The organism is Brevundimonas sp., assembly GCF_036405315.1.
Classification (GTDB): domain Bacteria; phylum Pseudomonadota; class Alphaproteobacteria; order Caulobacterales; family Caulobacteraceae; genus Brevundimonas.
Genome location: NZ_DASWXW010000009.1, coordinates 1 through 12891, shown reverse-complemented (window position 1 = coordinate 12891; position 12891 = coordinate 1). Strand labels below are relative to the sequence as shown.

The window sequence follows — 12891 nt, the reverse complement described above, 5'->3', positions numbered from 1 at the left end:
GAACCAGGTGTGGTTGATGCGGCCCGGAACGGCGTCGGTCTTCAGGCCGAAGGCCGGCAGGGCGACGGCGTGAATCACGTCGGAGGCGGTGATCAGCAGTTCGACGGTCTTGCCGACCGGAACGACCATCGGCTCGTCGGCCGCCAGGCGGTAGAGGTGGGCCGGAGCCTTGTCCTCGGGCAGCATGTTCGAGATGTACTCGGCCACGCCCTGGTCGGGATATTCATAGGCCCAGTTCCACTGGTTTCCCGTGACCTTGACCGTCAGATCGACTTCCGGCGTGTCGTGATAGGCGAACAGAAGGCGGAACGAGAACAGCGAGATGCCGACCAGAATCAGCACGGGCACCACGGTCCAGATGACCTCGATGACCGTGTTGTGGCTCCACTTGGCCGGAACCGGGTTGGCGCGCTTGTTGTAGCGGATGGCGATCCAGATCAGCAGACCCAGCACCAGCAGGGTGATGACCGTGATCACCGGCATCAGCACCACATCGTGGAAGAAGATCGCCTCATGCTTCAGCGGCGACGCCGCCGGCTGCAGGTCGATCCCGCCCGGAGTCGGTTGCCCCAGCACATCCTGCGCCCAAGCCGGCGCGGCTACGAAGGCGGCAAGGGCGGTCGCGGCGATTCCGCCTCCGATCCGCGCCATGGCTCGCGTGCCCATCCCCATTCGAGTCCTCATAAACCGTTCTGCAGCCGATACTTGCGAGCAATTCGCAAGCACCGCCGGACCCTGACGGACCTCGGCGTTTCAGGCCGGTCCTTATCGGCTCGTTTCGCGCTTGCCAAGCGATCAAGACGCTCAAGTGGCTGGATGGAGGCGAAGATCGACGGATTAATTCGGTGTCATGTAGCGACAGCTACCTTGCAGCGCACGATACCTTGCGATACCCATTCGCCATCAACGAAGGGAACGCCATGCCCGACTCCATCGACATCCAACTGAAGAAAGGCGTGCTGGGATTGTGCGTGCTGGCCCTGCTGGCCCGCAACGACAGCTACGCCTACGAGATCGCCAGCCGCCTGTCCGACGCCATCGGCATGGGGGAAGGCACCATCTATCCGCTGATGCGCCGCATGCAGACCGACGGCCTGGTCGAGACCTATCTGGTTGAATCTTCCAGCGGACCGTCGCGCAAATACTATCGGCTCACCAACGCCGGCCGCACCGCCCTGCAAGGCCAGACCGCCGAATGGCGCGCCTTCGCCCAGGCGGTCGAGGCCCTGGTGGCGAACACCGCGCCGCACGGCGACGCCATAGCGGCGGGCGCCCCGGTCGAACCGGCCGCCCTCACCGACCAAACCGCAGACGCTCAACGGGGAGCTGAACAATGAACCGCGCCGAATTCCTGGCCCGCCTGAAACGCGGACTGGTCGGTCTGCCGACCACCACGGCGAACGACATCGTCGCCGACTATGAAAGCCACTTCGCCGACGGCGCCGCCGCCGGCCGCACCGAGGCGCAGGTCGCCGAGGCCCTGGGCGATCCCGATCGTCTGGCCCGCGAACTGAAGGCCGAGGCCAGCGCCCAGCGCTGGGGACAGGAACAGACCGCCTCCTCCGCCGCCGGGGCCATCTTCGGCATCCTGGGCCTGGGCGCGATCGACATCCTGATCCTGCTGCCCATCGCCCTGCCGGTGTTCGGCACGGTGCTGTCGATCCTAATCGCCGGGGTCGCGGTCTTCGTGGCCGGCGGCTTCGCCCTGGTGGTCGGGCCCTTCGTCGGCATGCCGGGCGGCGCCCTGGCGGCGGCCCTGCTGGGCGTCGGCCTGATGGGTCTGGGCGTCTTCATGACCGGGACCATGGCCCTGCTGACCAAGTGGCTGATCGACGCCACCGTCTGGTACGCCCGCCTGCACTACCGCGTGGTCAAGCCCGCGCTCGAACCACAATCGCAAGCCTGATCCGGTTCTGAGGGAGGAACTGACATGATCCGCAATCTTATCATCATCTCCAGCGCCGGCCTGGTCCTGGCCATTGTCGGCATCGGCGGCGCCTTCGCCGTCGGCGGCCGCGACCTGATCCGTCACGAACGGACCTGGGTCATCACCGACGACATCCCGGGCGACAACGGCTTCACCATTGAACGCAGCGAGGTCTCGCCCGAGATCACCCGCACCATCGCCTGGGCGTCCGACGAACGCCTGGCCATCAACCTGCCCGCCGACGTGACCTACGATCAGCAGGCCGACGCGCCCGGCGTCACCATCATCGGCCCCAAGCCTGTCGTGGACCGCATCCGCTTCGCCAACGGCCGCCTGACGCTGGAGGAAGCTCCCAAGGGCGACCGCAGCTATATCCGCTGGACCCGCACCGGCATCCACGGCTGGAGCGAAACCGACGCCCTGAAGGTCATCATCAAGGCGCCTTCGGTGAAGGCCTTTGACCTGTCGGGCATGACCCAGCTGAACATCCGCGGCTATGACCAGCCGACGCTGGACCTGACCCTGACCGGCGGCTCCGACGTCACGGCCCAGGGCAAGACCGAGGCCGTGAGCCTGGACATCTCCGGCGACGGCAACGCCGAGCTGGAAGAGCTGTTCGTCGCCGACGCCAAGCTGCGCGTCAGCGGCAGCGGCGACGTGGAAGTCGGTCCGACCGGCAAGGCCGAGGTCGATGTTTCGGGCAACGGCACGGTCCGCCTGACCCGCCGCCCGGCCCAGCTGCGCCAGGACATCAGCGGCTCGGGCGAGGTTTCGCAGGACTGACAGTACGATCCGCTCCCTTCCCCCTCGAGGGGGGAAGGGTCGGGGATGGGGGTGCGGTCGCCGCCCTGACCATGAAGGCGCAAGAGGCGGCGCCTCCCTTCACCCCGCCCAACCCTCCCCCTCGGGGGGGAGGGCTCTTATTTGCCCCGCTGACGACCGATTGTTTTTGCGGGCCGTGACGCCGCGCCTTGCAGCCCCTATCTAGCGGGCATGAGCACCTCCCCCTCCCCCATCCTCGACGCCGCGGGCGTGGCCCCCGACGAGGCCCTGTCCATCCTGCAGACGGCCCTGGCCGGGGCGGACGACGGCGAGCTGTTTCTGGAAAAGACCGAGAGCGAATCCCTGGTCTTTGACGACGGACGGCTGAAGGGCGCGTCTTACGACGCCGTCGAGGGCTTCGGCCTGCGCGTCGTGGCGGGCGAGACCGCCGGCTACGCCCACGCCAACGAAATCTCCGCCGCCGCCATCCGCCGCGCCGCCGACAGCGCTTCGCTGGCCAAGCGCGGCTATTCCGGCCACGCCGCCGAGGCCCCGCGCGCCACCAACCAAAAGCTCTATGACGAGGTCGATCCCCTCGCCTCGCCCGGCTTCTCGGACAAGATCGAACTGCTGTCGGAAATCGACGCCTGGGCGCGCGCCCGCGACCCGCGCGTAGTCCAGGTCTCGGCCTCCATCATCGGCGAGCGCCGCGCGGTCGAGATCCTGCGCGCCGACGGCCGTCTGCTCAGCGACGTACGGCCCCTGGTCCGCGTCAACGTCTCGGTCACGGTCGAGCGCGACGGCAGGCGCGAGAGCGCCTCGGCCGGCGCCGGCGGCCGCGCCGGCTTCGAGGCCTGGCTCGCCCCCGACCGCTGGCAGGGCCAGATCGACGAAGCCCTGAGGCAGGCCCTGATCAACCTCGACGCCGTCGATTGCCCCGCGGGCGAAATGGACGTGGTCCTGGGCGCCGGCTGGCCCGGCGTCCTGCTGCACGAAGCGGTCGGCCACGGCTTCGAGGGCGACTTCCACAGGAAGGGCTCCTCGGTCTTCAGCGGCAAGATGGGCCAGCGCGTGGCCGCGCCGGGCGTGACGGTCGTGGACGACGGCTCGATCGCCGGGCGTCGCGGCTCGCTGTCGTTCGACGACGAGGGCACCCCGACCTCGCGCACCGTCCTGATCGAGGACGGGATCATGGTCGGCCTGATGCACGACCGCCTGTCGGCGCGACAATTGGGGGCGCAGGCCACCGGCAACGGGCGCCGCCAGTCCTTCGCCCACATGCCCATGCCGCGCATGACCAACACCTTCATGGAAGGCGGCAAGGATTCGAAGGCCGACATGATCGCAAGCACGAAGCGCGGCCTCTACGCCGCCAACTTCGGCGGCGGCCAGGTGGACATCACCAACGGCAAGTTCGTCTTCCAGTGCACCGAGGCCTATCTGATCGAGGACGGCAAGATCACCGCGCCGGTGCGCGGCGCCACCCTGATCGGCGACGGGGCCACGGCCCTGACCCATATCCAGATGATCGGCGACGACTTCGCCTTCGACCCCGGCGTGGGCACCTGCGGCAAGGCCGGTCAGGGCGTCCCCGTCGGCATCGGCCAGCCCAGCCTCAAGATCGGCGGGCTGACGGTCGGCGGCACGGCGGTCTAGGGCGCCGCAGGCTCCATGGCCTCGGAGGCCGGGCCTTGTCCCGGCTTCCATTGCGGTCCCGAAATCTCCAGCCGGGCGGCCTCCGCCTCGTCCAGCACGCCGTCGGGCTCGGCCAGCACCCGCAGAGGCACGACGGCCAGCGTCACCCCCGGCTGCTCCAGCGCCCAGGTCAGAGCCCCGCTCCACTGCCGCCGAAGCTGAACCGACAGGGTCGGGTCGCCCCAAGGCCAGCATTGGGCCAGGGCCTGTTCGAGGGGCGAAGCCATCACCTCGACCACCTGACGGCGCCGCCAGGCCTCGGCGCGCGCCATCGCCGCGCCGTCGCCGTCCTCGGCCGCCCGAATCGAGGCCTGAAGACAGGGCAGATGCGTCGCCTGCGGCGCGGTGATCAGCATCTCGACCAACTCATCGCCGCGCACCACGCCGATCGAGCGGATCGGAACCTTGGCCTTTCGCGCCGCGCGACGCACCACCTCCCTCGCCGCCCCGGCGCCGGAAACGCCGCCGCCGCGCAGGCCCGCCTCGTCTCTCAGCAGGCTGTCGGCCAGAAACATCAGTCCCTGGCGCCGCCAACCCTTGTCGCCCGCCTTGACCGTTTCCAGCCGCGCCAGCCAATCGGCGGACACATAGTCGGCGACTGTCGTCTCCCCCGGCAACAGAGCGATAGTGCGCGCCCGCCAGATCATGCGCCCGAAATCGGCGAAGGAGGCGCGGCCTTCCTGTGGAAAGAGGATGCGCTGCGACCGCTCGGCGGCGGCTTCCAAAGCCTCGGTCCGCCAGACCATGTCGCGCGGCACGCCCTCGATGGCCCCGATCAGGATCAGGGTGCTGTCGCCGCGCTTCACCTCCCAGATCGGGGCGTCGGTGCGCCGGGCCGTGACGACGACGTCCTCCACCGTGGTCGCGAGCGACGCCGAGGCGTCCTGCGCCAAGGTCGGCGCCCCGAATGACAGCGCGAGCACAAACGTCGATACGCCAAGGATTCGAGCCTTCATGACTGCTGGCGTAACAGTAACTAATCAGCCTGTAATCTGACTTATCGGTAATGCTGTCCGCGATTTAATCCACCTGTCCGGCTTGTAACTGGAGACTGGGCCTCGCTGCCGTCACACCTGCCGCCACGACCGAGGGAGAGGACGACGCCATGACCAAGACCATTCTGCTGGCCACCACCGCCGCGCTGACGATCGGCGCCGCCGCGCCGGCCCTGGCCGAGACGGCGCGCGCGCCCCAGACCGCCGAGGCCCAGGATCAGGGCGTGCTGGTCTTCGCGCCCGACTTCTTCAAGGACGCCCGCCCGAACACGGCGCTGGACATGGTCAACCGCATCCCCGGCTTCTCGGTCAACGACGGCGACGGCGCCCGGGGCTTTGAAGGCGCGGTCGGCAACATCCTGATCAACGGGTCGCGTCCGGCCTCCAAGAACGACACCGGCTCCAACGTCCTGGGCCGCACCGTGGCGACGCAGGTTGAGCGCATCGAACTGGTGCGCGGGGGCGCGCCGGGCATCGAGATGCAGGGCTATTCGGTCGTGGCCAACGTCATCCTGAAGACCACCTCCAGCCGCGAGCACATCCTGACCACCAACGCCAACCTGTTCGAAGGCGGCCGGGACACCTTCGGCGGCACCTATCAGTTCACCGCCCGCGAAGGCGACCGCACCTGGGGCGTCACCCTCAGCGACGGCATTTCCATGAGCGACTCCAACGGCGTCGGCCCCGTCCTGCGCGTCGCGCCCGACGGGACGGTGCTGCGCAACGAAGGCTATTACAACGACAGCTACGGCGGCGGGAACGCGATCCGGGGCAACTTCTCCAGCCCCTTCCTGGGCGGCAAGGTCGATCTGACGGCGCGCTACGGAGTCAATGATTTCCACAACCTGAGCCAGCAGACCGCGCCTGATATCCGGCGCGAGAACCTCTATGACAGCGACGGCAAGAGCGGCGAATTGGGCGTCGTCTTCACCCGCCCCCTGACGCAGAAGCTGAAGCTGGAAACCCGCTTCATCCACGAGTTCAGCGAGTTCGACGACGTCTCCACCTCGCGCACCCGCCTCGGCGCCGTCGACAGCCCCGAACAGCTGTTCAGCTCGAACGGCAACGCGTCGGAGACCATCCTGCGCGGCCTGATCCGCTACGAGCGGTCGCCGTCGATGGACTTCGAGACCGGCGGCGAGGTCGCCTACAACATGCTGGAGACCGAACAGGCCTATTCGGTCGGCGGCGTCGGCGTGCCCCTGCCCTCGGCCTCGGTCACGGTCGAGGAGACGCGCGGCGAACTGTTCGGCAAGGCGACCTGGCGGATCAACCCCAAGTGGACGCTGGAAAGCGGCCTGCGGCTGGAATCCTCGACCATCAGCCAGTCCGGCGACGCCTCGCAGGAAAAGAGCTTCTTCTTCGCCAAGCCCCGCATCCTGGCGACCTGGACCCCCATGCCCAACAACCAGCTGCGCCTGCGGCTGGAACGCACCGTGGGCCAATTGGACTTCGGCGACTTCGCCGCCTCGGCCGAGTTCTCCGATGAGAACGTCTTCGGCGGCAATGTGAACCTGGAGCCGGAATCGCGCTGGGTCGCCGAGGCCACCTACGAGAAACGCTTCTGGGGCGAGGGCATCATCAGCCTGGGTCTGCGTCACGACGAGATCACCAACGCCATCGACGTGATCCCGCTGGACGGCGGCCTGGCGGCGGTCGGCAACATCGGCGACGGCACCTGGGACCAAATGGCCCTGAACGTGACCATCCCCACCGACAAGCTGGGCCTGTCGGGCGGCAAGTTCGGCTTCCGCAACACGTGGAACAAGACCGAGGTCGTCGACCCGACCACGGGCGAGAAACGCCCCATCTCGGGCGTGCGCCCGACCCAGGCGACCATCACCTTCCAGCAGGACGTCACCTCCTGGAAACTGCAGTGGGGCGGCGCCTGGATCCCGCTGCTGGGCCAGAAGAACTATCAGCCCGATCAAATCTCGGGCTGGCGCGGCACGGGCTATTACGAGCTGTGGGCCGAGTACAAGCCGACCCCGACCCTGTCGATCCGCGGCCAGGTCAACATCTGGAACGACTTCGACGTGACCCGCACCGTCTTCGCCGATCGCGACACGCGCTCCGTCGCCTATGTCGAGAACCGCTTCATCGACCCCCGGACCTTCTATCAGATCCGCCTGCGCAAGACCTTCTGAGGTTCAACGACAAGAACCCGCCCCCCTTCCCGTCCCCCCGACGCCGGAAGGGACAAGGCGGGCCTTCCCCCGGACCAACTGAAAAGGGCGGCGCCTCTTCCGAGACGCCGCCCTTTCCTTTGCTCGGAATGTCAGACGGTCAGTGGATGCCCGCCATACCCTTCTTGAGCAGCGGCGACAGCACCAGCAGCACCACGCCCACGACGACGCCGGTCCAGCCGATGGTGCCGAAGATCGAACCATAGGTCTGCAGCGCCAGTTCGGGGCTGGTCACCACGCCCGCGACCGTATCGGTCGAGGTCGCCTGGGCGATGAAGCCGGCGGCGATGTGCGCCACCGAGCTGGACAGGAACCAGACGCCCATCATCAGGCCCACGACGCGATCGACCGACAGCTTGGTGATCATCGACAGCCCCACCGGCGACAGGCACAGCTCGCCCATGGTGTGCAGGAAGTAGGTCAGGAACAGGAAGATCAGCGGCACGCGGAAGTCCACGTTGGCCTGCGTCGCCGACGCCCAGGTCAGCAGCAGGAAGCCGGCGCCGACCAGGACCAGGGCGAAGGAGAACTTCACCGGAGTCGATGGCTCCAGATTGCGCTGGCCCAGCCACACCCACAGGGCGGCGATGATCGGGCCGCCGATGACGATGATGCCGGGGTTGAACATCTGGGTCATGGGCGCATTGAACCACGTCGGCATGGACGTCGATTGGTCCGCGAACAGGGTCAGCGACGAACCGGCCTGTTCGAACAGGGCCCAGAACAGGACCGAGAAGAAGATCAGGGTCAGGGCGACCAGCATGCGGCTGCGCTCGGAGCCGCGCAGCTTGAACACCACATAGCCGACCACCGAAGCGAAGATGACGCCGGCCAGCCAGGGCAGAGCCGTCTCGATGAGGTGGTGACGCTGCATCAGCAGCCAGACCGGGAAGACGGTGACCAGGCCGCCGATCCAGAAGATCGCTTCGAACGGCACGCCGAAGACCTTGCGGGTCTTGAGCATTTCCGGATGCGGCGGGCCGCCGCGGCCTTCCAGCCAGCTCTGGCCGAGGATGAAGGTGATCAGGCCCAGCGTCATTCCGATGCCGGCCAAACCGAAGCCGTAGGCCCAGCCGTACTTGATGCCCAGGTAGGAGCAGGCCGCCGTGGCCAGCACCGAACCTAGGTTGATGCCGACGTAGAAGATGGTGAAGCCGCCGTCGCGACGGGGATCGTTCTCTTCATACAGCGCGCCGACGACGGTCGAGATATTGGCCTTCAGGAAGCCCACGCCGACGATGATCAACGACAGGGCGAAGAACAGGACCGGCTCCCCAAAGCCGAGGTCCCGCACGGTTTCCAGCTTGTAGCCTTCCGTCGCCGTGAAGGCCGGGAAGCCGCCCGCCGCCGGAGCCACGGCCGGAGCCGCCGCATCCGCCGTCATCGCCGCAGCCGGCTCGGCGCCGACGCGCGACACGCCTTCCGGTGTAATCGTGATCTGGGTCCGCTCGTCGCCGTTGACGGCGAAGATGGCGCGGTTCTGATCGCGGCCCTCGACCTGAAGCTCATAGGTCGTGGCGCCGATGGTCAGGTTTTCACGGCCGCCCGTGCCCTCGAAGGCCATCATGAAGTGACCGGCGACCAGCAGGACCGCGCCGATGATGACCGCCTTGCGCGAGCCTAGGTACTTGTCGGCGATCATGCCGCCGACGACCGGCATCAGATAGACCAGCGCCGCATAGGCGGCGTAGATGCCTTGCGCCTCTTTCGGACCGAACAGGAAGTGCTGGGTCAGGTAGAGGACCAGCAGGGCCCGCATGCCGTAGTAGGAAAAGCGTTCCCACATCTCTGTAAGGAACAGGACAACCAGCCCCCGCGGGTGTCCTAGAAACGTCTTGCGGGGCGCAGCCGACAGCGCGCCCCCCCCATCCGTCGTGCTCAACGGCGTTCTCCCAAATGCTGCGCCCTGACTTGGCGCGTAAGCGGGCAGAAACAGCACGGCGGGGCCTCGCGAACAAGCGTTAACGCCGCGACCCGTCACCGCAATGACGCATTTGTCAGCTCCGGAAACGCAACTTTAGATTGTTTTCGGGACCTTCGCTTCACACCATGCAACTCGAAGCGCGACCGATTCGTTGTGGCGAAGCCTCGAGAAAGACCTGACGCTGATGGCCGTCCGCCATTTCCTTCCCTCCGATGTGTCCGGCGTGAACCGGCTGCACCGAAACGTCTGGTGGCCCGAACGCTCGGCCGAGGGATGGCGCTGGCTGGACGACAACCCCGCTCGTCAGGCCCTGGACGCCCCGGCGGGCTGGGTGGTCGAAGACGCCGACGGCGGCCCGGCGGCCTTTCTAGGCAATTTCATCCAGTGCTTCTGGTCCGGCGACCGGCGGTCGTATGGAGCGACAGGCTTTTCGGTCATCGTTCCACCAGGACAGAAGGGCCGCAGCCGCGATCTGATCGGAGCCTTTGTCGCCCAGCCCGGCTGCTTCGCCCGCTACACCCTGAACGCCAACGCCCGCTCAAGCCCCCTGTACCAACGCTTCGGCATGCTTGCCTGGCCGCCACGAACCCATGCGCTGAAGCTGTCATGGATCATCAATCCCGCCGCCTGCCTCTACAGCCGCGGCCTGCGGGCCCTGGTGGCGCGCGAGCCCCGCGCGGCGTCCTGGCTCGGCGAGCAGCTGATGCCGCCGCGCCGCCGCGCGCGGTCCGCAGACACGTCACGGTTGCCGGACGGCGTTTCGATGCTGGACGACTTGTCGGAGGCTTCGCCCTATGCCGGCTTCTGGGCGGCCCTGCGCGATCAGGGGCGCCTGACGGCCGACCGCAGCCCAGCCATGTTGCGCTGGCGGCTGTCCGACCCGGACCTGACCGTTCGCCCCCTCCATCTCGTGCGCAGCCTGAAGGGCGAGATCACCGGCCACGCCCTGGCCCTGCTGGGCAAGGGCAATCCGATCGAACCGCCGACGCTGGAGATTCTAGACCTGGAGGCGTTGGACCGGGATCGAGGCGCGATCTCCGCCCTGGTCGCGGCTCTGCTGCAACTGGCCCCCGCGCTCGGCGCCGCCAAGGTTCGTCTTCAGGTCGTGACCGAAGACACCATGCGCGACCTGGGCGATCTGGCGCGCAAGGCGCGGCGCGAAGGCGGCTGGGGACATTGCCACGTCGCCTTCACATCCGGCTTTGAGGGAGCCGGCGACTGGCGCCCCACCCCGTTCGACGGCGATTATTCGTTCTGTGTGCGGCCGCTGCCCCTGCGACGGCGGGTCGCGACCTCGGACCGACCGGCGTCCAGTCAGGGCGCCCCGTCGGCGGCCAGGGCCTAGGGCCGCGCCTTCAGTTCGTCGCGGATTTCGGCCAGCAGGGCCTCGGTCGGGGTCGGACCTGCGGCTTCGGCAGCCGGCTGTTCGCGGCGCATCTTGTTGATGCCCTTGACCAGCAGGAAGACCACAAAGGCCACGATCAGGAACTGGATCAGGGTGTTGATGAAGGCGCCGTACTGGATGGCCACCTTCGCGACCCCGGCCGCGGCGTCCGCCGGCTTCAGCACCCATTCCAGATTGGCGAAGTCGACCTTGCCCAGCAGCAGGCCGACGGGCGGCATGATGACCTGATCGACCAGGCTGGTGACGATCTTGCCGAACGAGGCGCCGATGATGACGCCGACCGCCAGATCGATGACATTGCCGCGCGCGGCGAATTCCCGAAATTCGGTCAGCAGGCTCATTTCACTCAGTCTTTCGTTTCAGGCGTCGCCGGAAGCGTTCAGGCGCTCGCGAAGTTCCTTGCCGCTCTTGAAAAAGGGCACGGCCTTGGCCGGCACCTCCACCGTCTCGCCGGTGCGGGGGTTGCGTCCGACCCGCGCGGGGCGGCTGCGCACCGAAAAGGCGCCGAAGCCGCGAAGTTCGACCCGGCCGCCGTCCGACAGGGCCTCGGTCATCTGACCCAGGATGACGTTGACGACCCGCTCCACCTCGGCGTGGGTGAGGTGGATGTTCTCGGCCGCCAGCTTCTCGATCAGTTCAGACTTGATCATTCAGGCCCCCGCCCGTGGCTGTTTCAGATGCAGTCGCTTCCGTTCAGGCCCGCACCCTAACCGTCTGACGCCACAGGAAGAAAGGGGGTCGCGTCGATTAGGAGCGATTCTTACGGCCAAGCCCGGACATTGGCGCGGGTTCTTGCCCGCCGCGCAAGAAAAAAGGCGGCTGGATCGCTCCAGCCGCCCCGTTTTCTGGTCAGAAAGGAAGATTATTCCTTCGAACCGGCCTTTTCACGAAGCGCGGCGCCCAGGATGTCTCCCAGCGAAGCGCCCGAGTCCGACGAACCGAACTGTTCGATGGCCTCGGCCTCGTCCTTCATTTCCAGCGCCTTGACCGACACCGAGACGCGGCGCGTGGCCTTGTCGATGCCCGTGATCATGGCGTCGATACGATCGCCGACGGCGAAGCGTTCCGGACGTTGCTCGTTGCGGTCGCGCGACAGGTCCGACTTGCGGACGAAGGCCGTGACCGGCGCGTCGTCTTCACCGAACTTGACTTCGATGCCGCCGGTTTCGATCGACGTCACGGTGACGGTGATCTGCTGGCCGCGCTTGTAGACGTCGCCTTCCATCGGGTCGCCGCCGAGCTGCTTGACGCCCAGCGAGACGCGTTCCTTCTCGATGTCGACGTCCAGCACCTTGGCCTTGATCGTCTCACCCTTGCGGTAACGCTGGATGGCTTCTTCGCCCGACACGTTCCAGTCCAGGTCCGACAGGTGGACCATGCCGTCGATGTCGTTGTCCAGGCCGACGAACAGGCCGAACTCGGTGGCGTTCTTGACTTCGCCCTCGACGGTCGAACCGATCGGGTGAGCCTCGACGAAGGCTTCCCACGGGTTGTTCTGGGCTTGCTTCAGGCCCAGCGAGATGCGGCGCTTGGCGCTGTCGACGTCCAGGACGATGACTTCCACTTCCTGCGAGGTGGAGACGATCTTGCCCGGGTGGACGTTCTTCTTGGTCCAGGACATTTCCGAGACGTGGACCAGGCCTTCGACGCCGGCTTCCAGCTCAACGAACGCACCGTAGTCGGTGATGTTCGTGATGCGGCCCGTGTACTTGGCGTTGACCGGGTACTTGGCTTCGACGCCGTCCCACGGATCCGACTGCAGCTGCTTCATGCCGAGCGAGATGCGCTGGGTGTCCGGGTTGATCTTGACGATCTGGACCTTGACGGTGTCGCCGACGGCTAGGACTTGCGACGGGTGCGAGACGCGCTTCCACGACATGTCGGTGACGTGAAGCAGGCCGTCGATGCCGCCCAGGTCGACGAAGGCGCCGTAGTCGGTGATGTTCTTGACGACGCCTTCGCGGACTTCACCCTCTTGCAGCTGGCCGACCAGCTCC

At 67.1% G+C, this 12891-nt stretch carries 12 protein-coding genes; 6 read left to right on the top strand and 6 right to left on the bottom strand.

The features are described from left to right. Window positions 1-672: cytochrome c oxidase subunit II (locus VGE49_RS00385; protein WP_414643578.1), on the bottom strand; the 672-nt coding region annotated here is incomplete at its 3' end. Window positions 673-920: 248 nt separating this feature from the next. Here VGE49_RS00385 and VGE49_RS00380 point away from each other — a divergent pair. The 4 genes from VGE49_RS00380 (at window position 921) to tldD (ending at window position 4345) form a co-directional block, all read left to right on the top strand. After that, complete coding sequence (locus tag VGE49_RS00380) at window positions 921-1337, top strand: PadR family transcriptional regulator (RefSeq protein ID WP_331032609.1); 417 nt, start codon at window positions 921-923, stop codon at window positions 1335-1337. After that, complete coding sequence (locus tag VGE49_RS00375) at window positions 1334-1906, top strand: DUF1700 domain-containing protein (RefSeq protein ID WP_331032608.1); 573 nt, start codon at window positions 1334-1336, stop codon at window positions 1904-1906. The genes VGE49_RS00380 and VGE49_RS00375 overlap by 4 nt, the downstream gene beginning before the upstream one ends. A 24-nt stretch (window positions 1907-1930) precedes the next feature. Further along, complete coding sequence (locus VGE49_RS00370; RefSeq protein ID WP_331032607.1) at window positions 1931-2710, top strand: GIN domain-containing protein; 780 nt, start codon at window positions 1931-1933, stop codon at window positions 2708-2710. A 210-nt stretch (window positions 2711-2920) separates the two neighbouring features. Continuing rightward, window positions 2921-4345 carry a metalloprotease TldD gene (tldD, locus tag VGE49_RS00365; protein ID WP_331032606.1) on the top strand — a complete coding sequence of 475 codons (1425 nt, stop codon included), beginning with the start codon at window positions 2921-2923 and terminating at the stop codon, window positions 4343-4345. Here tldD and VGE49_RS00360 read toward each other — a convergent pair. Continuing rightward, window positions 4342-5277 (bottom strand): TraB/GumN family protein, encoded by a 936-nt coding sequence (locus VGE49_RS00360; protein WP_331032605.1) that lies wholly within the window; start codon window positions 5275-5277, stop codon window positions 4342-4344. The two genes, tldD and VGE49_RS00360, sit on opposite strands and share 4 nt — an antisense overlap. A 212-nt stretch (window positions 5278-5489) precedes the next feature. Between VGE49_RS00360 and VGE49_RS00355 the strand changes: the two genes are divergently transcribed. Further along, a complete protein-coding gene (locus VGE49_RS00355; RefSeq protein ID WP_331032604.1) occupies window positions 5490-7526 on the top strand; it encodes a TonB-dependent receptor plug domain-containing protein in 2037 nt (678 codons plus the stop codon). A 139-nt stretch (window positions 7527-7665) separates the two neighbouring features. Here VGE49_RS00355 and VGE49_RS00350 read toward each other — a convergent pair whose 3' ends face one another. After that, window positions 7666-9351, bottom strand: a complete 1686-nt coding sequence (locus VGE49_RS00350) for a peptide MFS transporter (protein WP_331032603.1) — start codon at window positions 9349-9351, stop codon at window positions 7666-7668. 322 nt (window positions 9352-9673) lie between these two features. Here VGE49_RS00350 and VGE49_RS00345 point away from each other — a divergent pair, with 322 nt between their 5' ends. Continuing rightward, on the top strand, window positions 9674-10834 hold the full coding sequence (locus VGE49_RS00345; protein WP_331032602.1) for an N-acetyltransferase: 1161 nt from the start codon (window positions 9674-9676) through the stop codon (window positions 10832-10834). Here the strand turns inward: VGE49_RS00345 and mscL are convergent. The 3 genes from mscL to VGE49_RS00330 all read right to left on the bottom strand — a co-directional run. Further along, on the bottom strand, window positions 10831-11235 hold the full coding sequence (gene mscL / locus VGE49_RS00340; protein WP_331032601.1) for a large-conductance mechanosensitive channel protein MscL: 405 nt from the start codon (window positions 11233-11235) through the stop codon (window positions 10831-10833). The genes VGE49_RS00345 and mscL overlap by 4 nt on opposite strands. Before the next feature lie 18 nt (window positions 11236-11253). Continuing rightward, a complete protein-coding gene (locus VGE49_RS00335; RefSeq protein ID WP_105562595.1) occupies window positions 11254-11544 on the bottom strand; it encodes an integration host factor subunit beta in 291 nt (96 codons plus the stop codon). 212 nt (window positions 11545-11756) lie between these two features. Then, a partial coding sequence (locus tag VGE49_RS00330) for a 30S ribosomal protein S1 (RefSeq protein ID WP_331032600.1) occupies window positions 11757-12891 on the bottom strand: 1135 nt, incomplete at its 5' end.

Excerpts from the sequence above, each read along its gene's own strand:
- VGE49_RS00335 (WP_105562595.1), bottom strand. The coding sequence starts at position 11,544 with ATGATCAAGTCTGAACTGATCGAGAAGCTGGCGGCCGAGAACATCCAC.
- tldD (WP_331032606.1), top strand. The coding sequence starts at position 2,921 with ATGAGCACCTCCCCCTCCCCCATCCTCGACGCCGCGGGCGTGGCCCCC.
- mscL (WP_331032601.1), bottom strand. The coding sequence starts at position 11,235 with ATGAGCCTGCTGACCGAATTTCGGGAATTCGCCGCGCGCGGCAATGTC.
- VGE49_RS00350 (WP_331032603.1), bottom strand. The coding sequence starts at position 9,351 with ATGTGGGAACGCTTTTCCTACTACGGCATGCGGGCCCTGCTGGTCCTC.
- VGE49_RS00345 (WP_331032602.1), top strand. The coding sequence starts at position 9,674 with ATGGCCGTCCGCCATTTCCTTCCCTCCGATGTGTCCGGCGTGAACCGG.
- VGE49_RS00375 (WP_331032608.1), top strand. The coding sequence starts at position 1,334 with ATGAACCGCGCCGAATTCCTGGCCCGCCTGAAACGCGGACTGGTCGGT.
- VGE49_RS00380 (WP_331032609.1), top strand. The coding sequence starts at position 921 with ATGCCCGACTCCATCGACATCCAACTGAAGAAAGGCGTGCTGGGATTG.
- VGE49_RS00370 (WP_331032607.1), top strand. The coding sequence starts at position 1,931 with ATGATCCGCAATCTTATCATCATCTCCAGCGCCGGCCTGGTCCTGGCC.
- VGE49_RS00355 (WP_331032604.1), top strand. The coding sequence starts at position 5,490 with ATGACCAAGACCATTCTGCTGGCCACCACCGCCGCGCTGACGATCGGC.